A 23,348-nucleotide genomic window follows, 5' to 3' on the forward strand; every position below is an offset into this window, starting at 1 on the left:
TCAACGAATTAATATTGTTTTTAAGTGATTTTATTCGTATATTTATTTGATTATCAACTCAATATAAAGATGAAAAAAAACAGCAATTTTAATTTTCGAGAGATTGAAAGCGGAATTGTTCAGCGACGCATTAAAAAACGAATTTAGAATTTCAGAAAAGTACTTTACCCGTAAACGAAAACAACAATTTTCTACTATCTTATTGCTTATGTTGAATATGCTCCGTAAAAGTCTGTCCTTGGAGTTAGAGAACTTTCTAAGTTTTTTAAAAATAGGTACAACCCGAAAGTTTACCAAAAGTGCTTTTGTACAGGCACGTAAAAAAATAAGCCCTAAAGTCTTCAAACATCTCTCACAGACCTTGATTAAGGAGTTTTATACAGATAATGAGCCAGGTATTAAAACCTGGAAAGGTTTTAGGCTATTGGCAGTAGATGGATCCCGAATTACCCTACCACTGACAAAAGACCTAAAGGCATATTTTGGAGAAACGAAAAACCATACCACCACAAGTATCGTACAGGCAAAGTGCTCCGTTCTATATGACCTGGAAAACAATTACATCATCGATGGGGAACTGGCACCAATAAGCCAAGGAGAACGTGCTATGGCGCTCTCGCACCTGATTTATTGCAAACAAGGTGATCTAATACTTTATGACAGAGGCTATCCCTCGTATGATTTTATAAAGTACCACATTACCAATAATTTGGATTATGTAATCCGCGTAAAGATCAGCTTTAGCAAACTTATTCTCGATTTTGAAAAAAGCAAAAAGAAATCTCAAATAGTTATCATTACCTCTGGTAGATACATAAAACTATCAGATAAAGCCTCAGATAAAACAGCACCTATAAAAGTAAGACTCATAAGGGTAGAACTACCAAAGGGACAAGTTGAAATATTAATGACCTCTTTATTGGATATCAAAAACTACCCCAACAACATGTTCAAATCTCTTTATTATAAACGATGGCGTGTGGAAACGTTTTATGACGAGCTGAAGAACAAGTTGATGGTCGAACATTTCTCTGGGTACTCCAGACAAAGTATCCTACAGGATTTTTACGCCGCTCTATTCATCGGCAACATACAGACCTTAATTGTCAGTGAACTCGAAGATGAAATAGCAGAAAAGAACAAACAAAGAAAATTAAACTATAAAGTTAACACTAACCTCTCTTATGGCTTTTTAAAAAATAGAGTGATAGAATTATTTTTTACAGAAAACCAAATAGAACAACCACTCAATGAACTCAAACAATTGTTTATGGAAAATATGGTACCTATAAGACCCTATCGTTCTTTTAAACGAGATATGGGCAAATACAGATCTCGAACCAAGCCCAAAATAACTAAAAACCAGAAAGATAGTATTTGAAAAACCCTTAACTTAATGACATTAAGTTCTAGCCTACTTACGAAAATCCTTGCGGATTTTCTATTCGGTTTTTATTTGCTAAATTACGTGCTAAACCACGCAACAAACCATATACAACAACGTCAAACTGTCTAAAAACCTATTTTTCAACAACTCACAATTTGCCTTAAAAATCGCTCATTAAAATTGCGTATATCCTTTGTTTTTCATATTTTTATATATGAAATTCATCAACGGCTCTAACAGAAACCAACTCCCACTTTTTGCTTCTTCAATAGATGATGCCATTGCCCAAAACAATGAGGTTAGGCTCATAGACCTTTTTGTAGACAGCCTTAAACTCGCTGATTTTGGATTCGATTTCGATTTTGTCGAAAATGGAAGACCAGCTTACCATCCTTCGGATCTGCTCAAACTATTCATTTACGGATACCTTAATCGCATTCGCTCCTCACGAGTCCTCGAGAAAGAATGTCAACGCAATATTGAGCTTATGTGGCTCTTAAAAAGACTTGTCCCTGATCATAATACTATTGCTAATTTTCGCAAGGACAATACTAAGCCCATTGCTAAGGTTTTTCGTGCCACAGTAAAAATGGCCTCGCACTTTGAGCTTATTGGTGGCACATGGGTCGCTGGAGACAGCACAAAACTTAGAGCACAAAATTCCAAGAAAAACAACTTTAACCCTGCAAAAATAGATCGTCACATTGCATACATTGATGCGCGATTAGAAGAATACGCCTTGGCTTTGTCTAAACAAGATGGAGATACTAATAACAAAAAAGTCATAACTAAAAAGATTAGCAAACACCGTTTACAAAAACAAAAATACATCGCATATCAAAATACCATAGACTCCACTGGAGTAACCCAAATATCGACTTCCGATCCTGATAGTCGTCAAATCATGACCCGAAACAACATCTCGGAAGTAGCCTATACCGTGCAAACAATTGTTGATGCCCGCCATAACATCCCGATTGATTTTAAAGTGACCAACCAAAACGATTCCAAGGCCATGGGAGGCATGCTGCGCAGAACAAAGACCATTTTAAGAACAAACAATTTTACGGCTCTTTTTGATAAAGGATATCACACTGGAAGTGAATTTAAAGCAGCTGATCAATTAGGTATTAAAACACTCGTAGCCATACCTAGTATAGGCAGGGCTTCACAAGCTCCGGACACAAACTACAACTCCGAACACTTTGCCTATTGCAAGGAAAACGACACCTACACATGTCCACAGGGAAACATCCTAAAAAGCAATGGCAGCACCTATAAAGGCAATAATTACACATTCAAGCAGTACAAGACCAAAAAATGTAAAAACTGTCCCGTTAGAGACCTGTGCACCACTGCCAAAGCCAATGGAAAAGTAATACAGCGCAGTGAATACCAACATTACATTGAGCAGAATGCCATAAGAATGAAACAAGATCCAAAGGCTTACAAAAAAAGACAGGCTATCGTAGAGCATCCTTATGGCGTAATAAAAAGACAATGGGGATTTTATTATATCATGACCAAGAAGACCATTGAACATGCCTCGGCAGATGTGGGCCTTATATTTTCTGCATATAACCTGCGTAGAATATTCAACTTAATTGACCACAATTCTCTAAAAGAGTACCTAAAAAGGCTGTTTTTGATTTTTTACACCTATAGGACTGTTTTTAAAGCCTTTTGCCAAACCTATATCAATTCCAAAAACCAAAATATTTACCACAAAAAATATTATATGGTAGCTTAAACCACCTATTTTTACTTAATTTTAAATTAAAAAAATAAAAAACCGATAGTTTTTAGACAAACTGACGTTGTGCTTAATTAAAACAAACCAATATACTTATGAAAAAAACAATTTTACTCATCACTTGCCTACTATCAATTTTTAGTATTTATTCCCAAGTCAATATTGGAAGAAAAAGAGGACTTGGAAATTTATACGTTGTTGAACATAATGACAAACTATATGATATTATAAAAAAAACGACGACTTACTTTGTTGTACCGGATAGTTTAGATTTCAATGAGACAAAAAAAACCATTGAAGAAATTTGGACATTTAATAGTATTAAGTTTATATCCGAAGTTGATTATCAAAAAGGCGAATTAATTTCAACAGACAATTCTATAATCAAGTTTCAGGACAAGAATTACATCAAAACTAAAGAAACAATAGGAAGAAATGATGAGAGAATCGTTGGAACAATTGATTTATACAAATTTCAAATGTTTTATTATGAAGAAGTTTCAAAAAAGAATAACGGGAAAATCAAAAAAGAGATAGGGCAAATTGCTGAGATAATATTCACTCCTGATAACTATTATAGATTTTTAGGAAAAGAGACTGGTTATACTGGCGACTTTGAAATAGGTTATGTAGGAAAACCTAGTTTGTTTAAATCAGGGACAAATGAATTTACCGTTAAAACTAAAGATGATGGCAATAGTTACAAATATCTTAAAACCCCAGAATCATATAATTTTCACTTAGGTTATATTAAAAATTACTTTCAAACTTTGAATAATAAATTAACCGACAATGAAAGTTTAAAAATAAGAGATGAAATTAAAAAGAAAGACAAGTTAAAAGAGCTAAAATCAAAAACACTTTATGTCCCAAATTGGTTATTAAAAGATTATAGTACATTTAAATTAAAAGTAACTAAAGTCCTAAAACCTGAAGAATTATTCGAAGATTATAAATTTGAATTTAAAGTTCTTTCAAATGAAGAATTAAATTCAAAAATTTTAAACAAAGATGAATTCTACTATTTAATGCACACTACATATAATGGAGAAAAAGTCATATCAATTATTAACAGTCTGACAGGTGAAATAATTTATTCAATAGTTGATAACTCTAGTAATCTTATCGAAAAATCTGACTTGAAGGATATTAATAAGTTAATTAAGTAAAAACTATCTACAACAAAGGTAACCGTTGCACAAGCCAATAATTTATAAAAATAGACTTCTATAACTGCCTTTTAAGGCAGTTTGTTTTTTTACGTCACTTTATAGTTAGCTATTTTAAAGTTCCTTAAAAACAATTTTTCGAGCTCGTATACTCTCTTTTTTAAGCAAAATAATAAAGCAAGCATTCCTGCGCCACTTTTCACTCTTTTTTGGGTGAATTTCAGATACTTTTTAAGGTTATAAGCCATAGCCGCCATGTGCATAACCTTATTTGCTTGCTTAATTCCTATAGTATTAATTTTTCTAAGTCCCAGAAACTGGGTGAGCGTTCCAAATACCGGTTCTACCGTACTTTGCCGTTTGCCTTTCATGTAGCGACCTCTGGCACTGTTTACGCGGAGGTTATTCCGTTCGTACTCTTCTACATAATAGGTAATTGTAATACGCTTTTCTTGACTCTTTTTTAAACAGGCACTTCTTAAGGGACAGTCAATGCAAACTTTCTTTGAGGCTCGATATTCTTTCTTTTTATTATTATTTACCCCTTCATAAAAAATCTTTTTAAAAGGGATGATTTGACCCTGTGGACATACATAATGATCCTGCGCCTTGTCATATTTAAACCTTCTGTACCGCCTTTGTAAGTGCCATGAGGTGGAATATAACTCTGTAACCCCTTGGCTTCTAAATAAGCATAGTTCTCGCCACTACTATAGCCCGTGTCGGCTATACAATGATGCCATAATAAACCGTGTTTATGAAGACGTTTTTCTAAGCGATCACAAATATCTGGTAAATACTGACTATCTTTTGCGTCTGCATGATACGCCTTGATATCGGTTATCACATGATGTCCTGTATCCACACTTAACTGACTCATATAATTTAGCTTTCTGGCTTTACCAGGTTTTACACTAATTCGGGCATCGGGATCTGTGGGACTGTAATGGGTTTTATTGGAAGTGTACTTGGAGCCTTTGTTACCCGCACCTGGCGCTGGTCTTGATCTTTACGCCATTTTTTATTTCTACTTTTTATAGCTTGTAATTCACCAGCACTGGCACTTATTTCTTGTTGCGATTTGGGGGCTTTATTAGCTTTGCTTTGTCTTATTGGTGCAACATCTTTATCCATAGCACTTATATGCCTAATACGCTGTAAATGCTGCTCTAAATCTTCTTTAGGAACCTTCAGTTCTAAAGTGTCCATCGAGGCATTTGCTTTTACAGGGGCGGAATCTATGGCTTGGGTATGGCCACTTACCATCCCTTTTGCTACACACATACCGAATACTTGTGTGAAAACGGATTCAAATACTGCTTCTGGATATAATTGACGGGTTCTACTTATAGTGCTATGCCATGGGAGCGGTTCATCGATATCATAACCCAAGAAATAGAGAATATCCAATCGCATGCTGCTATGTTGGATTAAATCTCTATCGCTGATCAGATTCTCTAAATAACCTACCAAGCACAGTTTAAAGAACACCACCGGGTCAATACTTTTTTGTCCGCTATCACCATAATATGGACGCGTGAGTTTATATAAAAATTCTAGATCTAGAACCCCTTTTAAGCGTCTGTAAAAATTGTGATCGGGAACCCGTTCGCTTAACTGAAACTGAGCGAAGAGCTTTTCTTGATAGTCTTTTTTGCCTTGCATAAATAAAGATAGGAAATTTATTAATATCTTAGGCTTGTGCAACAGGCACACCGTGTAAAAAAAATTGCTTATTTCTGTAATTATCATTGTTTTGTCTTTTTTAATTATATTTGTTTCTGTCTGAAAGTTTGTGATTATTTAAGCGCAAATTTCCTTACACAATCACGTTGTAGGTAATTAAAACCAACATTTACGAATGAATGAAAAATTGATAATTATACTGATTGTACTGCTTTACTTTTCGCCGGTATTTTATCAATTATATTTATTATTAAAAGAACGAAAAGAGGAGAATAAGAAACTTTTAAAAAGATTATTACGCTTTACGAAATACAGTTTTTTAATTCTAATTTTAACTTCAATTACGTTTGGAGTTTTGAGTCATACAAACTACTTGAATTACGAAAAACCTATAACTTTTGACAAGTACGACCAAATCACATTTGAGAATTTTAGGGGATTAGAATTTTTCAAAAAGTCACTTTATGGTAACGAGCGATTTGCATATGTTGTTACTTCAATAGATAGTGATATTGATGATAATTCTGTAACTGTAGAATCATTATTCTATCCTTCGCGTTCTTTCGTTTATAAAAAAAATACGAATAGTACAGAACTCTTAACCCACGAAAAGTATCACATCAAAATTACAGAATTGTTTGCTCGAAAAGCAAAACAAGAGATATCTGATTTAAAAACTTTCGATGAAAACAAAATCGAGGGAATAATTAAAGATGTAAAAACAAAAGAAAGAGCTTTTCAAAAAGAGTATGATTACAATACTTTTCACAGTTATGTATTAAGTGAACAAAAAAGATACGAGAAAGAAGTTGATAGTTTATTAACTTCGCTAAACCAATATGAAAATCCAAAAATTATAATTGATGACAAAAATTAAATTTATCCTTGTAGCATTAGTATTCCTAACATTAACTAATTGCAAAACAGAGAAAAATGAATACCCTTTAGATAAAAGATATTGGGATACGACAGACTATAAAGATGTAATCCTTAATTTGAGATTTGGTTATGAAGATGATGAAAAGAAACCGACTTTTGATAATCCTGAGCAAAGAATAATAGTTGAAAAACTAACAGACGAACAAAATTTCAAAGTAGTACTTAAAGACAAAGAATTAGGTATAAAACATCGGAATGCAGTTGCAACCGAATTCTTTGAGCGTTGGAAGGATATGCATCAAATTTACCAAGCAACTGACCGAAAGGATATGTATGTTTATGACATAGAAATGTTGGCTGTTTGGCAATATGGTTTGAGTTTGCAACTTGACTATTTTAAATTAGGAAATGAGGAAATATTAGAAAGTGCAGACGACCCAAATTCTACAAGAGTCAAGAATGTTATTAATTCGAACATTAGAACTTTAATTGACAATTATGTTATCTACTTGGATGAGATAAACGAAGAAAAGGCGTTTTCAGAAAAAGGAAAAGCTAAACTTGCTGACGGGATAGATAAGTACTTTACTCAACTTATTGAACTTTATCCTGACGCAAATTATAGCGGAATGAAAAAGAAAGCGGAATTGATGCTTAAAAAGAGTGAGTCGGACAAAATTAAAACATCATTAACAAAATTAATTGAGTTAATCGATTCAAAACAAAAAACAGAAACGGAAGAATAACTACCTACAAGCCGTGTATAATTAATTGCTTTGGCAAATGCTTATTTGGAAAATTCCTTCGGAATTTTCTCGCGTTCGTTTTGTTTACTAAATTAGTTGCTCAAACACGCAACTAACCATACACAAACACGTTATGTGCATTTGAGAAAATGAAGAACTTTCGACTAACTTTAATTACTGAAAACCAAAATTCTCTTGAAAAAGGGAAAAAGTTTGCGAATTTGATATGCGAAACTCTGAATTGTGAAAACGGATTTGAAATCTCTAAATATGAGAAACTAAAAAACTCTTACCGAATAGGAATTATTGGAAAAATAGCTGACCAAAATAATTCGATTTCGGAATCAATTGAATTGACTGACAGAATTTGTTCGCCTTGGATTATGAATTTTGACCGAACCGAAAATGAAGTGGAATTAATGTTTAATAAATCGGAATTAGCTAATTATCGGAATGAAAATTTCAACACTCTGAATTGGGCAAATTTCGGAATAGAAAAATAATAAAAACTGGCTACAACATAGTATTTTGTGCTTAATTAATATAAGTTGTTCGTTTGTTAGCTTATAACAAGTTAAAATTTATACAAAAAAATCACACATATCTTCATACTTTAAAACACCAAATATAGTATATCAATTAACAGCGGAAATTCAATTTTAACCTGTAGCCCTATTTTAGGACAAGACAGTATAAAAATCCAATGAAAGGGTACTATCTGCCACCCCCACAACTATAATAAAAAACCTGTTAAGAATCTAATTAACAGGTTTTTTTATTATAAAGGAGGTACTTTAACTTATTATATTCATATACCTAACTAATATTTATCTAAAATTATAACGTTCTTTTTCTCCTTTGGAATTTATAAGTTCTATACGCAGAGGTTCGTAAGGTGATTTATTTTTAAGGGCTTCTTGTGCATCTTCGATTGAGTTAATTTTAATATCGTTAATAGATGTGATGATAGCACCTTTTTGTATGCCATTGTTTTTCCAATAATCGGCATATTTTTCATCTAATTCAATAATTTTTAAACCGTTAGATGCTTTTAGCTTTTTTAAATCTTCTTGTTTTGCATTTTTAACAAGACCAACTAAAGGCATCGTTAATGTTTCATTTTTCGTTAAAATAACATCGATAGTTTTTATTGAACCGTCTCTCGACACCTTTAAAGATACTCTATCACCAATACGTTTAGCTCCAATATGTCCTGTTAAATCGGCAAACTTAGAAACTTTAACGTTGTCAATTTCTTTAATAATATCTCCTCTTTTAACACCTGCATTATCTGCTCCTGACTCCTCAACGACACTATCTACATAAATACCTTCAGTATCATTAACTCCTAATTTTTCTGAAAATGCACTATTTAACGAGCCCCCACTAATACCTAGAATACCATTTTGCACATTGCCAAATTCCATAATATCTTCTATAACACGGCGTGCAATATTACTTGGTACAGCAAAAGAATATCCGATATAAGAACCTGTTTGTGATGAAATAGCAGTATTAATACCAATAAGTTCTCCTTGTGTGTTAACCAGTGCTCCACCCGAATTACCTGGGTTTACCGCTGCGTCCGTTTGTATAAAAGATTGTGAACTTGTGCCAGATAAATCTCTAGCTTTTGCACTAATGATACCAGCGGTAACGGTAGATGTTAAGTTAAATGGATTGCCCACAGCTAACACCCATTCGCCAATTTTTGCTTGATCAGAATCTGCAAATGTTACAAATGGTAAATCTTCATCAGCTTTAATTTTTAGTAGAGCAATATCCGTTTTAGGATCTGTACCTACAATTTCAGCTTTATAAGTTTTGTTATTGTTTAGAGTAACGGATAATTCATCTGAATTATTAATAACATGATTATTCGTAATAATATAACCATCGGCATTTATAATGACGCCCGAACCCGTTCCCATTTGAGCACGAGGTGTACTTCTGCCCGAAAATAGATCTTGTAAAGTTAATTGTCCGCTACTTATAGAAACATTTTTAACGTGTACCACCGCATTCACTGCATTTTCAGCAGCCACTGTAAAATCGGGTGTTTCGTAAGCCAAATTATTCACGTTACTGGTGGGTAAAAATGCAGGGGCTGTATTTGAGGTTGTTACAACAAATTCACTTTTTGGTTCTACAAAAATTTTATAAGCACCCAGTGTTAAAGCGCCACCTAATGCCGAAACCAGTACTAATGATAATATCTTCTTCATAAATTTTCAGTTTAAGTTTTAATTTAATAACGATTAAAATTAAATATTTATTGAATCAAGAATTCAACTTTAACGATTTTTAACGTCAGATTTAACTACTATTTAACAATCAAGAAATTAAAAGAGTATATTTCGTATTTAGTGGTATCCTACTATTCCTCCGTTAATTGATATGCATGTAGATGTTATTAGAATAAAATATATGAGCTTTCCATATAAATACAATACTAGTTTATATAATTACCTCATAAAAAAAGCCGCAAATTGCGGCTTTTTTAAACATCTATCGTTCAATCTATTGAGCTTCTAAAGCATCAACTTTTTCTTTCATTTGTTTTTGCTTAACAGTATCACCAAGAATACTATAAATATTCATTAATGTTTTAGCTGCGCTAATGTTTTTAGAATCAATTTCTAATGCTTTAGTTAAATACGGGATCGCACTTTTATATAAATCTTGACGTTGGCCTCTTAGTTCATCATAACGTAAATCGTCTTTTTTAGAACTTCCCAAACCATTCATTTCTTTAATGATGCCTTCTTCCTTTGATAAAATTAAAGCTGCCAAATTTATGTAAGCATTAATGTACTCTGGGTTTAATGCTATCGTTTTTTCATAATACGCTTTAGCTTCTTCTGGTTGACCAGATTCTGCTGCAATAACACCCAAATTATATTGTAACTCGGGATTGTTAGGTTCCATTTGAGTTGCTTTCTCTAATAAACCCTTAAATTTATCCGTATTACCCATTTTATAATGAACATTCGCTTCCGATAAAATTAAATTAACATCATTTGGGCTTTCTGCTCTTGCTTCCTTCATAGCTGCTATAGCCTTTTCATCATCACCTTTGTTAACATAAATAAGAGCTACATTTTTTACGATTTCTGGCTTTTTAGACTCGGTAATTCGCTCTCCTGGATTGGTATGGCTCTTCGCTTTAACATAAAGATCGCGCGTGTTTTTGTCTAAAATTTCTTCATCACCTGTTTCAACATTTGTTGCAAAATACTGTTTTTCGATACCTGTATACCCTAACTGCTTAAGTTCTTCATATAAGCTTAAAGCTCTATCAAATTCTTGAACATTCACAGCGGTTGATGCTGCGTAATAAAGAAATAAAGTGTCTTTTGTACTTAATCTATAGGCTTTTTCAAAATATTTAGAGGCTATTGAATAATCTTTACCCTCGTAAGATTTATTTCCTTTTGTTAATATACCATTAACCATCGTTTGCTTTAATTCTGAAACCTCTGAATTATATCCTGTTTTTACATTTCCTAAACTTTCTAAAGCGGCATCAAGATCGTCCATGGAACCAGCTCCGCCAGCATATAAAGCCTGGGCATTTAAATAATAATATTGCGCTTTAAGTTTATCGTCCATAGAAGACATTAAAGCCTCTGCTTGTTTTAAAGCTGCTTTAGCTTCAGCATAGTTTTTTCCTGATATAGCTTTATCGGCAGATCTCAGTTCTTTTTTTTGTGCAAATGAAAATGCACTAACTGAAAATGCTAAAGCTATGATAATCTGTTTCTTCATTTTAATAATATTTAATTTAATTTTCTGTGATATTTTCGTCTAAGTCAGTATCAATAGCTGTGCCATCCTCTGAAATTCCAGTGTTTTCAAGACCTTCTTCAGATTCATCTATTTCATCTTCATCGTGCATTACCTTAGCAACAGCAGCAATAGAATCGTTATTCTTTAGATTGATTAATTTAACACCTTGGGTCGCTCTCCCCATAACTCTTAAATTTTTAACTCCTAATCTAATAGCTATCCCCGATTTGTTAATAATCATCAAATCATCACTATCAGTAACGCTTTTAATAGACACTAATTTACCTGTTTTTTCGGTAATAGAAATGGTTTTGACTCCTTTTCCTCCGCGGTTAGTAACTCTATATACTGGCTCGCCATCTTCTGGATCATCAATATAGGTACGTTTTCCATAACCATTTTCAGAGACTACTAGTACCGATTCTTCTTGAGAATTCTCAATAGTAACCATACCAATGACCTCATCATTCTTATCGGCAAGAGTAATACCTCTAACACCTGAAGCACCGCGACCCATTGGGCGAGTTTTAGCTTCTTCAAAACGAATGGCTTTACCTGATTTAAGAGCTAACATCACTTGGCTATTGCCAGTTGTTAAACGTGCTTCTAATAAAATATCATCTTCTTTAATGGTAATAGCGTTGATACCATTAGTTCTTGGACGTGAATATTGCTCTAAAGATGTCTTTTTAACCTGTCCTTTTTTAGTAGCCATAATAACATAATGACTATTTATATAGTCTTCATCTTTAAGATCTTGGGTACAAATAAATGCTTTAACCGTATCGTCTTGTTCAATATTTATTAAATTTTGAATAGCGCGACCTTTAGACGTTTTACTACCTTCAGGAATTTCATAAACACGCATCCAGAAACATTTTCCTTTTTGGGTGAAGAATAACATGTATTGGTGATTAGTCCCTACAAATAAATGCTCTAAGAAATCTTCATTTCGTGTTGTTGATGCTTTTTGACCAACACCTCCCCTATTTTGTGTTTTGTATTCAGATAAAGATGTACGTTTAATATAACCCGCATGAGAAATAGTAATCACTACTTTTTCATCAGGAATCATGTCTTCAATACTTAAATCACCACCTGCATATTCAATAATTGAACGACGCTCATCGCCATATTTATCTCTTACAACAGCTAATTCGTCTTTAATAATTTCCATTCGACGCTCTTTCTTTTCTAAGATATCTTTTAAGTCGATGATGGTTTTCATAATTTCTTCATATTCAGAACGCAATTTATCTTGCTCTAAACCTGTAAGTTGACGCAAACGCATCTCTACAATAGCTCTAGCCTGAATTTCTGAAAGTTTGAAACGGGTTATTAAGTTTTCTCTAGCCTCATCTGCATTTGAAGATGCTCTAATTATTTTGATAACTTCATCAATATTATCAGAAGCAATAATTAGTCCTTCTAATATATGAGCACGTTCTTCAGCTTTACGTAATTCGTATGTAGTACGTCTTACAACCACTTCATGTCTGTGTTCAACAAAATAGTGAATTAACTCTTTCAAGTTTAAAAGTTGCGGACGCCCCTTTACTAGTGCAATATTATTAACACTAAACGACGATTGTAATGCCGTGTATTTGTATAGTTTATTAAGTATGATGTTTGGTATGGCATCACGTTTTAAAACGTAAACGATACGCATACCATTTCTATCTGATTCGTCTCTAATAGTAGCAATACCATCCAGTTTTTTCTCATTTACCAAATCAGCAGTTTTTTTAATCATTTCTGCCTTATTAACTTGATAAGGTATTTCGGTAACAATAATGCATTCACGGCCTTGAACTTCTTCAATAATGGCTTTTGCACGCATTACAATACGACCTCTACCTGTATGAAACGCTTCTTTAACACCATCGTACCCATATATAGTACCTCCTGTTGGAAAATCTGGCGCTTTAACGTGTTTAATTAACTCGTCTATTTCTATATCGTTATTTTCAATATAAGCAATAGTACCATTAATTACTTCGGTTAAATTGTGAGGTGGCATATTGGTTGCCATACCTACTGCTATTCCAGAAGCTCCATTTATTAAAAGTCCTGGAATACGAGTTGGTAATACGGTTGGTTCTTGTAAGGTATCATCAAAATTCAATTTGTGGTCAACAGTTTCTTTATCGATATCTGCCAACATATCCTCCGATATTTTACGCATACGCGCCTCGGTATAACGCATTGCTGCCGGACTATCACCATCTATAGAACCAAAGTTTCCTTGGCCATCAACTAGCATATATCGTAAACTCCATTCTTGAGCCATACGCACCATGGCATCGTAAACCGATGTATCACCGTGTGGGTGATATTTACCTAAAACCTCTCCAACTATTCTTGCAGACTTTTTATGTGCGCCTGTTGCTCTAATACCTAGTTCGTGCATGCCAAAAAGTACACGTCTATGAACTGGTTTTAATCCATCTCTTACATCTGGTAAAGCTCGTGACACAATGACCGACATTGAATAATCAATGTAAGCTGTTTTCATCTCATCTTCAATATTAATAGGGATCAATTTTTCTCCTTCTGCCATAAATAATTTAATTAAGTTTTATGAGTTTTTCAAAACATGCTAATATACGGATTTCAATAGTTATGATACCCCTTATATATCATATTTTCGTGTTTTTTATTAACAATTATGCATGCTTTTTTCGTTAATAAATATGCAGTGTAAAATTTTGATTTTATAAAGATTTTTTCGTCTATTAGCAACTTTCACACATTTTAAGGTATAGTTTTTGCCGTTAGTAAAATGTTTTAGTATTTTTAATGCAGAAAGGAAACTAACTATGGATGATAATTTTTCCCCAAGAGTAAAAGATGTAATTGCTTTTAGCAAAGAAGAAGCACTACGATTAGGTCACGATTTTATTGGGACGGAACACTTAATGCTTGGCCTTTTACGTGATGGTGATGGTAAGGCGATAAATATTTTAAATGCGTTGGATATAGATTTAAATCATCTGAGACGCAAAGTAGAGATCTTAAGTCCTGCTAACCCGAATATTTTGACAGGTTCAAACAAAAAAATGAACCTACACCTTACTAGGCAGGCAGAGCGCGCTTTAAAGACAACGTTTTTAGAAGCAAAGCTATTTCAAAGCACCTCTATAAATACAGCTCACTTATTGCTTTGTATTTTAAGGAATGAAAACGACCCTACTACCAAGCTTTTAAATAAGCTTAAAGTTGATTACGATAATGTTAAAGAACAATTTAAACTTATGATAACAAACGATAGCGACTATATAGAACCAAAAGCAGAATCTTTTCAAGATGATGACTCTCATATTGAAGACGATGCATCAAAAGATATTTTTAATTCACCCGCAAGTAAAACAAACAAAAAATCTAAAACCCCTGTTTTAGATAATTTTGGTCGCGACTTAACTGCCATGGCAGAAGAAGGCAAACTAGACCCTGTGGTAGGTAGAGAAAAAGAAATTGAACGCGTCTCACAAATTTTAAGTAGAAGAAAGAAAAACAATCCATTATTAATTGGGGAACCAGGGGTTGGTAAATCGGCCATTGCCGAGGGTTTAGCCCTTCGCATTGTAAAAAGAAAAGTATCTAGAATTCTTTTCGGAAAACGTGTTGTTACTTTAGATTTAGCAAGTTTAGTAGCTGGAACTAAATACAGAGGACAGTTTGAAGAGCGCATGAAAGCGGTTATGAATGAACTTGAAAAAAATGACGATGTTATTTTGTTTATTGACGAAATTCACACCATTGTTGGAGCTGGTGGCGCTACTGGAAGTTTAGATGCTTCCAATATGTTTAAACCCGCTTTGGCTCGTGGCGAAATTCAATGTATTGGTGCTACAACCTTAGATGAATACCGCCAATATATTGAAAAAGATGGTGCCCTAGAACGTCGTTTCCAAAAAGTAATTGTGGAACCAACTACGGTTGAGGAAACCATTGAAATTCTTAACAATATTAAAGCCAAATACGAAGAACACCATAATGTGGAATACACACCCCAAGCTATTGAAGCTTGCGTAAAATTAACGAGTCGTTATATGACTGAGCGTTTTTTACCTGACAAGGCTATTGATGCTTTAGATGAAGCGGGATCGCGTGTTCATATTACTAATATTGAGGTGCCAAAACAAATTATTGAGCTGGAAAAACAACTTGAAATCGTAAAAGAATCAAAAAACTCCGTTGTTAAAAAGCAAAAATATGAAGAAGCAGCTAAACTTAGAGATGACGAAAAACGTCTTGAAAAAGAATTAGCAATTGCTCAAGAAAAATGGGACGAAGACACGAAACAACATCGTGAAATTGTTACTGAAGATAATGTTGCCGATGTGGTTTCGATGATGACTGGCATCCCTGTAAACAGAATTGCTCAAACTGAAATTAATAAATTAGCCGAATTACCTGAACTTATAAAAGGTAAAGTGATTGGTCAAGACGATGCCGTTGCCAAGGTTGTTAAAGCCATACAACGTAACCGTGCTGGACTTAAAGACCCAAATAAACCCATTGGTTCGTTTATATTTTTAGGACAAACTGGTGTTGGGAAAACACAATTAGCTAAAGTATTGTCTCGTGAATTATTTGATAGTGAAGATTCGCTTGTAAGAATTGACATGAGTGAATATATGGAGAAATTTGCTATATCTAGATTAGTTGGAGCGCCTCCAGGATACGTTGGTTACGAAGAAGGCGGACAATTAACCGAAAAAGTAAGACGCAAACCTTATGCTGTTATTCTTTTAGATGAAATTGAAAAAGCACATCCAGATGTATTTAACATGCTCCTACAAGTGCTGGACGATGGCTATTTAACCGATAGTTTAGGTCGAAAAATAGACTTTAGAAACACCATCATCATCATGACATCTAATATTGGAGCTCGTAAGCTTAAAGATTTTGGAATGGGTATTGGTTTTGGAACTGCCTCGCAAAAAGCACAAGAAGATGCTAATACCAAAAGCGTTATTGAAAATGCTTTGAAAAAATCATTCGCACCAGAGTTTTTAAATAGAATTGACGATGTAGTGGTTTTTAATCCTTTAGAAAAAGAAGACATCAATAAAATTATCGATATTGAACTTGGTAAACTTCTTTTAAGAATTAAAGATTTAGGATATCATTTAAAATTGAGTGATAAAGCCAAAGATTATATTGCCGATAAAGGTTTTGATAAGCAATATGGTGCACGCCCTTTAAAACGAGCTATTCAAAAATACGTTGAAGACGCTCTGGCAGAAGAAATTATTACTTCTCATGTTAAAGAAGGAGACAGTATTAATATTGATTTAGATGAAACAGCTCAGGAACTCAATATTAGTATTGATAAGGCTGAAAAACCTGCTGAATCTTAAACAAGATATTTATAAATAAAAAAACTCGAAAAGTTATTTTCGAGTTTTTTTATGCCTTTATTTTTTAACTTTTTTATTAAGATTAATTGCGAGGTTTAGGCACCTGTGATTAGCTAATACAAAAAGCACAGAAAATACTTGGGATTTTGGTACGTAGGAGACTAGAACTAGCAATTAATTTTATACCACATTGTACGCCAGGTTTTATTTAGTTAAATTTTCTATACACTTCTCTCTTATTCGCCAGATTTGATTAAAATCAATTTCCGAGTTGCCCTCTTTCAACCATTTTTTTATAAACCCCTTGTGATAATTAACTTTAAATTTTGAAACTTGTTCTGGTTTAATTTTTTTTTCTTGAATTATATCTTTTTCAATTTTTTGAAATTCGGATTTCTTTGTTGTTAAATCTATTCGATTGCCATTAATCTTTAAATAACAATGTGCCTCTGGAATAAAATCAATAGAGTTATTGGTTAATTCAGTTCCGATTTCCGGGGTATTCAATTCGTTCATTCGATAAATTCCGAGAATCAAGTCAATATTCGGAATATTATTTAAATCAGCAATCCTTTTTAAGACAGCGTGTTTTGAGCTACAAGTTCCTTTCTTTTCGGATAAAACTAATCCAAGTTCAGTCCGATTTTTATTCCGTCCGTATGGTAAATTTTTAATGAATTCAGTTAATTCATTCCACGAATTTATTCCGTTGCCTTTTGCAAGTTTAGTCAGTTCGTCATTTGATGATAATTTGTAATCTGTGTTCATTACTTAATTTTCATAAAACTATTAAATAGGCACGGAATATGAATTTTTAATTTCTCCCATAACAAAGGTGCTATGAGCACTTCCTATATTTTGCAAGCTTCCTAAATGATTTAAAACAAAATTCTGATAGGACTTCATATCACTCACCATTATTTTTAGAAAAAAATCATAATCTCCCGAAATATTATAACATTCGGTGACTTCTTCTAACAAAAGAATATCTTTTACAAATTGATTCCCTATCTCTCTCGTATGCTCCTTCAACCGAATATTACAGAAAACCATCAAGCCTCTGTTTAACTTTTCTGCATCTAAAACAGCAATATAATTTTTAATATAGCCTCCTTTTTCTAACTTCTTTATACGTTCAAAAACTGGTGTTGTTGATAAATTAACCTTAGATGCTAACTCTTTAGTTGTTAAGTTAGACTTCGCTTGTAGCAATTTCAAGATCCGTATGTCAATTTCATCTAATGGTGGTACAGAATTTTTTTCTAACAAGCTCATATTTTATTCACTACAAAAGATTATTAATCTTTAATTATATTCAAAATTAGTAAATAGACCCAAATAAATAGCAATATTATAATATTTTATTCTTTAAATATAACTTTGAACAGATATTAAACCTATAAAATATTATGAAAACTACCATTTTAGGGTATCCAAGAATTGGAAGCCAACGCGAATTAAAAAAGGCATGTGAAGCCTTTTGGTCTGGAAAAACAGATAAAGATGAGTTATTAAAAATAGCTTCAGAATTAAAAAAACAAAATTGGAAACAACAACAGCACCTTGGAATTGATTTAATTCCTTCCAACGATTTTTCGTTTTACGACCAAGTTTTAGATGCCTCATTAACCTTTGGATGCATTCCCAAACGTTATCAAGATTTTGATAAAAACAATTTTCTAGAATTATACTTCGCTATGGCAAGAGGACATCAAAAAGACAACAAAGATGTTACCGCTATGGAAATGACCAAATGGTTTGATACCAACTACCATTATATAGTACCTGAATTTGAAAAAAACCAACACTTTGAATTCTTTTCTAAAAAAGTTGTAGAAGAATATAAAGAAGCCTTGGCTTTAGGTATTAAAACAAAACCCGTATTAATGGGTCCTGTAACGTTTTTACTATTAGGAAAAGAAAAAGAAACGGGGTTTCATAAACTTGATTTATTAGATAAATTACTTCCTGTTTATTATGAAATTATAACAGAATTAACAAATTTAGATGTTGAATACATCCAATTTGACGAACCTTGTTTGGCACTTAATCTTTCACAAAAAGAAAGAGAAGCTATAACGACTACTTACAAAACATTTCATACTAAGTTCCCAAAGTTAAAAATATATCTAGCCAATTATTTTGACTGTTACGGCGAAAATTTAGACATGGCACTTCAACTTCCTGTAGACACATTGCATTTAGATTTAGTTAGATGTCCATCACAACTAGACGATATTCTACAATCTAAACATTACAATCCTAAAACAAAATTAGCACTAGGGCTTATAGATGGCAGAAACATTTGGAAGAACGATTTTGAAGCCTCTTTAAAAATCATTAAAAAAGTAACTAATACAATCAATCCTGAAAACTTATGGATTTCAGCATCATGTTCGCTGTTACATACCCCGTACGATTTAGATTTAGAAATCAATTTACCAAACGAAATAAAACAATGGCTCGCCTTTGCAAAACAAAAGTTAGAGGAGATAACCACACTAAAAGCGCTTTCTTCTTCTGACAATGAAAGTTATCTTTCGCTTTTTGAAGAAAACAAACTAGCCAATCTAACACGTAAAAACTCCAAACTCATTCATAACCAACTGGTAAAAGAGCGTATATCTAATCTTAAAGATGCCGATAGCCGTCGAGAAAACAATTTTTCAATTAGGCAAGCCACTCAAAAAGCAGCATTAAACTTACCTTTATACCCCACCACAACTATTGGATCTTTTCCACAAACCAAAGAAGTTCGAAGCTGGCGTTTAAACCATAAAAAAGGTATTTTGTCCCAAGAAGAATACAATGCTTTAATTGCTAAAGAAATAGAAGATTCCATTCGTTTTCAAGAAGATATTGGTCTTGACGTATTGGTTCATGGTGAATTTGAACGTAATGACATGGTTGAATATTTTGGCGAAAAACTAAACGGATTTGCTTTTAGCGCCTATGGTTGGGTGCAAAGCTACGGGAGCCGCTGTGTAAAACCTCCTATTTTATTTGGTGATGTATCTCGCGAAAAACCAATGACGGTGGCTTGGTCTACCTATGCACAAAGCCTAACCAATATTCCTGTAAAAGGGATGTTAACGGGACCTGTTACCATATTACAATGGTCTTTTGTGAGAAACGATCAACCCAGAGCAACCACCTGTAACCAAATCGCTTTAGCTATTCGAGATGAAGTTGTTGATCTTGAAAAAAATGGTTTAAAAATAATTCAAATAGATGAACCAGCCATTCGAGAGGGTTTACCATTAAGAAAAGAAGATTGGAACCACTACTTAAATTGGGCGGTAAAGGCATTTAGAATTTCGGCAAGTGGTGTAAAAGATGAAACCCAAATTCATACACACATGTGTTATTCTGAATTTAATGATATTATTTCGAATATTGCCGATATGGATGCCGACGTTATAACCATTGAAACCTCACGCTCTGAAATGGAATTATTAGATGCTTTTGTAAACTTCCAATATCCTAATGAAATTGGACCAGGGGTTTATGACATTCATTCGCCAAGAATACCTACTCTAGAAGAAATTGAAGCATTACTAATGAAAGCTAGCAATGTATTACCCAACCAACATATTTGGGTAAATCCTGATTGCGGACTAAAAACTAGAGATTGGCCAGAAACAAAAGAAGCATTAAAAAACTTAGTTAAAGCAGCTTCCAATTTGCGAAAAAAAGAATTGAATCTCGCTTAATTAACATACACACCTGAACTCTTAAATTTCAATTAGAGTTCAGGTTTTATTCTTCTTTAGGTACTCGAAATAGCAAAAGAATTCCAGCTAAAAAGAATACAAACAGGAATAAAATACCATTTCGCATACTACCAGTAATTTGGTCAATGGAAGCAAAAATGACCATCCCTATAACAATACCAATTTTTTCAGCAACGTCATAAAAACTAAAATACGATGTTGTATCATCAGTTTCTGGTAAAAACTTAGAGTAAGTCGATCTTGCCAAAGCTTGAATACCTCCCATAACTAAACCAACCATAGACGCTGCTATGTAAAATTGCACAGGTGTTTCCATAAAATAGGCATAGAAACACAAACACATCCAAATAGAATTAACAAAAATCAATGTTTTTATGTTTCCAAATTTATCGGACGCTTTGGATGTTAAAATGGCTCCAACTATGGCAACTAACTGTATAATTAATATACTAACTATAAGTCCTGTTGTTTTTTCACCACTATCCCCCCATGCTATTTCTTCTTCACCAAAATAAACAGCAACCAACATAATGGTTTGAACCGCCATACTAAATACAAAAAAAGCATACAAATAACGTTTCAATCTCAAATTTTGCTTAAGCTGTAACCAAACCAGTCGTAATTCTTTTAGTCCGTTAAAAACAACAGCCGTTGTTACTTTATGCCCTGAAGATGTGCCTTTAGGTAAAAAATAAAAAGAGTACTGACTAAACAATGCCCACCATACCCCTACTGTGATAAAAGAATAACGCATCATTTGCATCTTAGCAGCTCCATCATCTTGAGTCATCACCATAGCCAAATTAACTATAAGTAAAATAACGCTTCCTGCGTATCCCAACGAAAACCCTTTAGCACTTACTTCATCTTGTTGCTCTGGAAATGCAATATCAGGCAAATAGGAATTGTAAAAAACCAAACTCCCCCAGTAACCAATTAAACCCATAAAATAAAAAACCAAGCTTATATGAATTCTATCTGGTGTAATATCAAACCAATATAAACCGATACAACCTATGCTACCCACGTAACAAAAGAATTTCAAAAAGTTCTTTTTATTCCCTACATAATCAGCAATACCTGATAATATGGGTGATGTAATAGCTACTACCAAAAAAGTAAAAGCAGTTACAAACGTTATCAATGCCGTACTTTTAAACTCCATACCAAAGGCATGAACCTCTTTTATTTCACTTAAAAATAACGCTGAATAAAATATGGGGAATATAGAGGAGGCAATGGTTAAAGTATAAACAGAGTTTGCCCAATCATAAAATGCCCATGCATTAAGAAGTTTTTTGCTTCCTTTTTCTAATAGTGCCATAAATAAAAAGCTGCTCTTTTATGAGCAGCTTCAAAGAAAGTAAAAATTTTTTAATTCTGTCTTAACTAAATATTATTTGAATGAAGTCACCCCAAATTTAGCGGCTTCTTTTCTAGCCTCTGGTGCTAAATTAGTAAGATTAGCTATTCTAGAATCGTTTGACGGGTGTGTACTTAATAATTCTGGTGGTGCTTGACCTCCACTATTTGCACTCATACGTTTCCAAAGTTCAGCAGCTTCTTCTGGGTTATAACCAGCAATCGCCATTAAATACAATCCAATTTTATCGGCTTCAGTTTCATGAGCTCTACTGAAAGGTAACATCAACCCTACTTCAGAACCAACACCATAATATTGATTAAAAGCATTTCTAGATTGCTCATCTTTAATAGCTACATTTCCTGCAATAGCAACGCCTTGCTGTACGTAAGCAGCACTCATACGTTGTTGACCGTGATTAGCTAAAGCATGAGCCACCTCATGCCCCATAACCGCCGCTAAACCTGCTTCATTTTTTGTAATTGGTAAAATACCCGTATAAACCACTATTTTTCCACCTGGCATACACCAAGCATTAACAGTCGCATCATTAACTAAATTATACTCCCATTTGTAATCATTTAAATAACCTACATGTCCATTGGCAGTTAGCCAACGCTCGGCAGCTACGGCAATTTTTTGACCTACATTGGTTACCATTTTTGCATCTGAAGTACCAGTAACAACCTTGTTCTCAGATAAAAATTGGTCATATTGAGCAAAAGCTGTTGGAAATAATTGAGAATTTGGCACCAATGCCATTGTTTTTTTCCCTGTGAAAGGGTTTGTTGCACACGAAACTATTAAAACTATAGTTCCTAATATTATAAATGCATTTTTCAGTTTCATCTTTATTGTTTTAATTATTCAATAAAAGTACAAAATTGCACCTTTAAGTTTTTATACAATTTTATTTTTATTTTTTATAATTACTTTTTCAAAATGTTATGTATCCTATTTAATTTCGACCTATTAAAAAAAGACAATGAAGAAATTAATGATTTTCTGCATCACCTTAGTACTATTTAATTGCAATAGTAATGCCCAAAAAGAAAAGAAAACGTCATTTAAAGTATCAAAAACAGATGCTGAATGGAAAGCTGAATTATCGGAAATAGAATATAATGTCCTGAGAAAAGCAGGAACAGAACGTGCTTTTTCTAGTCCACTAAATAAAAACTCAAAAAAAGGAACTTATGTATGTGCTGCTTGTGGCACGCCACTATTCAAAAGTGAACATAAATTTGACTCTGGTACGGGATGGCCTAGTTTTGACAGAGAAATAAAGGGTAATGTTGCTTTTGGCAAAGATAGTGATTTAGGTTATTCTCGGGATGAAGAGCATTGTGCCACCTGTGGCGGTCACTTAGGACATGTTTTTAATGATGGTCCTAAAAATACTACCGGAAAAAGACATTGTATAAATGGTGCCGCACTTAAATTTATTTCTGAATAAATAAATGAATACCTTTACTA

The 23,348-nt window shown here is 33.4% G+C and carries 20 protein-coding genes; 9 read left to right on the plus strand and 11 right to left on the minus strand.

The annotated features are described in order from the left end of the window. Window positions 1-103: 103 nt before the first annotated feature. Window positions 104-1,381: an IS4 family transposase gene (locus QLS71_RS17625; RefSeq protein ID WP_308994008.1), complete on the plus strand. Its 1,278-nt coding sequence runs from the start codon at window positions 104-106 to the stop codon at window positions 1,379-1,381. A 180-nt stretch (window positions 1,382-1,561) separates the two neighbouring features. Here QLS71_RS17625 and QLS71_RS17630 read toward each other — a convergent pair whose 3' ends face one another. Continuing rightward, window positions 1,562-1,696 carry a hypothetical protein gene (locus QLS71_RS17630; protein WP_348636640.1) on the minus strand — a complete coding sequence of 45 codons (135 nt, stop codon included), beginning with the start codon at window positions 1,694-1,696 and terminating at the stop codon, window positions 1,562-1,564. On the opposite strand from QLS71_RS17630, the gene QLS71_RS17635 reads away from it, so the two are divergent. Then, on the plus strand, window positions 1,656-3,137 hold the full coding sequence (locus QLS71_RS17635; protein ID WP_348636637.1) for an IS1182 family transposase: 1,482 nt from the start codon (window positions 1,656-1,658) through the stop codon (window positions 3,135-3,137). The two genes, QLS71_RS17630 and QLS71_RS17635, sit on opposite strands and share 41 nt — an antisense overlap. 98 nt (window positions 3,138-3,235) lie before the next feature. Next, entirely contained in the window at window positions 3,236-4,309 is a 1,074-nt protein-coding gene (locus QLS71_RS17640) for a hypothetical protein (RefSeq protein WP_308994033.1), read from the plus strand. 89 nt (window positions 4,310-4,398) lie between these two features. Here QLS71_RS17640 and QLS71_RS17645 read toward each other — a convergent pair whose 3' ends face one another. From QLS71_RS17645 to QLS71_RS17655, 3 genes are read right to left on the minus strand one after another with little or no spacing between them, the layout of a single operon-like run. Beyond that, window positions 4,399-4,884: a transposase gene (locus tag QLS71_RS17645; RefSeq protein ID WP_348636638.1), complete on the minus strand. Its 486-nt coding sequence runs from the start codon at window positions 4,882-4,884 to the stop codon at window positions 4,399-4,401. Further along, the gene (locus tag QLS71_RS17650) at window positions 4,848-5,189 is read right to left on the minus strand and encodes a transposase (RefSeq protein WP_348636556.1); all 342 of its coding nucleotides are present in this window, start codon (window positions 5,187-5,189) and stop codon (window positions 4,848-4,850) included. Before QLS71_RS17650 ends, QLS71_RS17645 begins: the two co-directional genes overlap by 37 nt. A gap of 29 nt (window positions 5,190-5,218) precedes the next feature. Then, a complete protein-coding gene (locus QLS71_RS17655; RefSeq protein WP_348636555.1) occupies window positions 5,219-5,974 on the minus strand; it encodes a transposase in 756 nt (251 codons plus the stop codon). A 196-nt stretch (window positions 5,975-6,170) separates the two neighbouring features. Between QLS71_RS17655 and QLS71_RS17660 the strand changes: the two genes are divergently transcribed. The 3 genes from QLS71_RS17660 to QLS71_RS17670 all read left to right on the plus strand — a co-directional run bounded on the left by QLS71_RS17660 (window position 6,171) and on the right by QLS71_RS17670 (window position 8,123). Beyond that, window positions 6,171-6,872, plus strand: coding sequence for a hypothetical protein (locus QLS71_RS17660; protein WP_308993523.1), 702 nt, complete (start codon window positions 6,171-6,173; stop codon window positions 6,870-6,872). Then, complete coding sequence (locus QLS71_RS17665; RefSeq protein WP_308993524.1) at window positions 6,859-7,620, plus strand: hypothetical protein; 762 nt, start codon at window positions 6,859-6,861, stop codon at window positions 7,618-7,620. Before QLS71_RS17660 ends, QLS71_RS17665 begins: the two co-directional genes overlap by 14 nt. A gap of 149 nt (window positions 7,621-7,769) precedes the next feature. Then, a complete protein-coding gene (locus QLS71_RS17670) occupies window positions 7,770-8,123 on the plus strand; it encodes a hypothetical protein (RefSeq protein WP_308993525.1) in 354 nt (117 codons plus the stop codon). A gap of 324 nt (window positions 8,124-8,447) precedes the next feature. Here QLS71_RS17670 and QLS71_RS17675 read toward each other — a convergent pair whose 3' ends face one another. From QLS71_RS17675 to gyrA, 3 genes are all read right to left on the minus strand, one after another. Then, complete coding sequence (locus QLS71_RS17675; protein WP_308993526.1) at window positions 8,448-9,845, minus strand: trypsin-like peptidase domain-containing protein; 1,398 nt, start codon at window positions 9,843-9,845, stop codon at window positions 8,448-8,450. 295 nt (window positions 9,846-10,140) lie between these two features. Further along, window positions 10,141-11,388, minus strand: a complete 1,248-nt coding sequence (locus QLS71_RS17680; RefSeq protein ID WP_308993527.1) for a tetratricopeptide repeat protein — start codon at window positions 11,386-11,388, stop codon at window positions 10,141-10,143. Between the two features lie 16 nt (window positions 11,389-11,404). Further along, window positions 11,405-13,969, minus strand: coding sequence for a DNA gyrase subunit A (gene gyrA, locus QLS71_RS17685; RefSeq protein WP_308993528.1), 2,565 nt, complete (start codon window positions 13,967-13,969; stop codon window positions 11,405-11,407). Window positions 13,970-14,228: 259 nt separating this feature from the next. Here gyrA and QLS71_RS17690 point away from each other — a divergent pair, with 259 nt between their 5' ends. Further along, entirely contained in the window at window positions 14,229-16,775 is a 2,547-nt protein-coding gene (locus QLS71_RS17690; protein ID WP_308993529.1) for an ATP-dependent Clp protease ATP-binding subunit, read from the plus strand. 204 nt (window positions 16,776-16,979) lie between these two features. Here the strand turns inward: QLS71_RS17690 and QLS71_RS17695 are convergent, their stop codons facing one another. Beyond that, on the minus strand, window positions 16,980-17,543 hold the full coding sequence (locus tag QLS71_RS17695; RefSeq protein ID WP_308993530.1) for a hypothetical protein: 564 nt from the start codon (window positions 17,541-17,543) through the stop codon (window positions 16,980-16,982). A gap of 21 nt (window positions 17,544-17,564) precedes the next feature. Continuing rightward, window positions 17,565-18,050 carry an Lrp/AsnC family transcriptional regulator gene (locus QLS71_RS17700; RefSeq protein WP_308993531.1) on the minus strand — a complete coding sequence of 162 codons (486 nt, stop codon included), beginning with the start codon at window positions 18,048-18,050 and terminating at the stop codon, window positions 17,565-17,567. 134 nt (window positions 18,051-18,184) lie between these two features. Here QLS71_RS17700 and metE point away from each other — a divergent pair, with 134 nt between their 5' ends. After that, window positions 18,185-20,488, plus strand: coding sequence for a 5-methyltetrahydropteroyltriglutamate--homocysteine S-methyltransferase (gene metE / locus QLS71_RS17705; RefSeq protein WP_308993532.1), 2,304 nt, complete (start codon window positions 18,185-18,187; stop codon window positions 20,486-20,488). Between the two features lie 46 nt (window positions 20,489-20,534). On the opposite strand, the gene QLS71_RS17710 is transcribed toward metE, so the two are convergent. Beyond that, the gene (locus QLS71_RS17710) at window positions 20,535-21,833 is read right to left on the minus strand and encodes an MFS transporter (RefSeq protein ID WP_308993533.1); all 1,299 of its coding nucleotides are present in this window, start codon (window positions 21,831-21,833) and stop codon (window positions 20,535-20,537) included. Between the two features lie 72 nt (window positions 21,834-21,905). Beyond that, window positions 21,906-22,721, minus strand: coding sequence for a M48 family metallopeptidase (locus QLS71_RS17715; protein ID WP_308993534.1), 816 nt, complete (start codon window positions 22,719-22,721; stop codon window positions 21,906-21,908). A 136-nt stretch (window positions 22,722-22,857) separates the two neighbouring features. On the opposite strand from QLS71_RS17715, the gene msrB reads away from it, so the two are divergent. Then, entirely contained in the window at window positions 22,858-23,328 is a 471-nt protein-coding gene (gene msrB, locus QLS71_RS17720) for a peptide-methionine (R)-S-oxide reductase MsrB (RefSeq protein WP_308993535.1), read from the plus strand. Window positions 23,329-23,348 lie beyond the last annotated feature (20 nt).

It is taken from the genome of Mariniflexile litorale (genome assembly GCF_031128465.2).
Classification (GTDB): domain Bacteria; phylum Bacteroidota; class Bacteroidia; order Flavobacteriales; family Flavobacteriaceae; genus Mariniflexile; species Mariniflexile litorale.

Coding starts and splice junctions, on each gene's coding strand:
- gyrA (WP_308993528.1), bottom strand. CDS start 13,969: ATGGCAGAAGGAGAAAAATTGATCCCTATTAATATTGAAGATGAGATG.
- QLS71_RS17675 (WP_308993526.1), bottom strand. CDS start 9,845: ATGAAGAAGATATTATCATTAGTACTGGTTTCGGCATTAGGTGGCGCT.
- QLS71_RS17710 (WP_308993533.1), bottom strand. CDS start 21,833: ATGGCACTATTAGAAAAAGGAAGCAAAAAACTTCTTAATGCATGGGCA.
- QLS71_RS17690 (WP_308993529.1), top strand. CDS start 14,229: ATGGATGATAATTTTTCCCCAAGAGTAAAAGATGTAATTGCTTTTAGC.
- QLS71_RS17715 (WP_308993534.1), bottom strand. CDS start 22,721: ATGAAACTGAAAAATGCATTTATAATATTAGGAACTATAGTTTTAATA.
- QLS71_RS17660 (WP_308993523.1), top strand. CDS start 6,171: ATGAATGAAAAATTGATAATTATACTGATTGTACTGCTTTACTTTTCG.
- QLS71_RS17665 (WP_308993524.1), top strand. CDS start 6,859: ATGACAAAAATTAAATTTATCCTTGTAGCATTAGTATTCCTAACATTA.
- QLS71_RS17640 (WP_308994033.1), top strand. CDS start 3,236: ATGAAAAAAACAATTTTACTCATCACTTGCCTACTATCAATTTTTAGT.
- QLS71_RS17680 (WP_308993527.1), bottom strand. CDS start 11,388: ATGAAGAAACAGATTATCATAGCTTTAGCATTTTCAGTTAGTGCATTT.
- QLS71_RS17700 (WP_308993531.1), bottom strand. CDS start 18,050: ATGAGCTTGTTAGAAAAAAATTCTGTACCACCATTAGATGAAATTGAC.
- msrB (WP_308993535.1), top strand. CDS start 22,858: ATGAAGAAATTAATGATTTTCTGCATCACCTTAGTACTATTTAATTGC.
- QLS71_RS17655 (WP_348636555.1), bottom strand. CDS start 5,974: ATGCAAGGCAAAAAAGACTATCAAGAAAAGCTCTTCGCTCAGTTTCAG.
- QLS71_RS17650 (WP_348636556.1), bottom strand. CDS start 5,189: ATGAGTCAGTTAAGTGTGGATACAGGACATCATGTGATAACCGATATC.
- QLS71_RS17630 (WP_348636640.1), bottom strand. CDS start 1,696: ATGAGCCTAACCTCATTGTTTTGGGCAATGGCATCATCTATTGAAGAA.
- metE (WP_308993532.1), top strand. CDS start 18,185: ATGAAAACTACCATTTTAGGGTATCCAAGAATTGGAAGCCAACGCGAA.
- QLS71_RS17670 (WP_308993525.1), top strand. CDS start 7,770: ATGAAGAACTTTCGACTAACTTTAATTACTGAAAACCAAAATTCTCTT.
- QLS71_RS17695 (WP_308993530.1), bottom strand. CDS start 17,543: ATGAACACAGATTACAAATTATCATCAAATGACGAACTGACTAAACTT.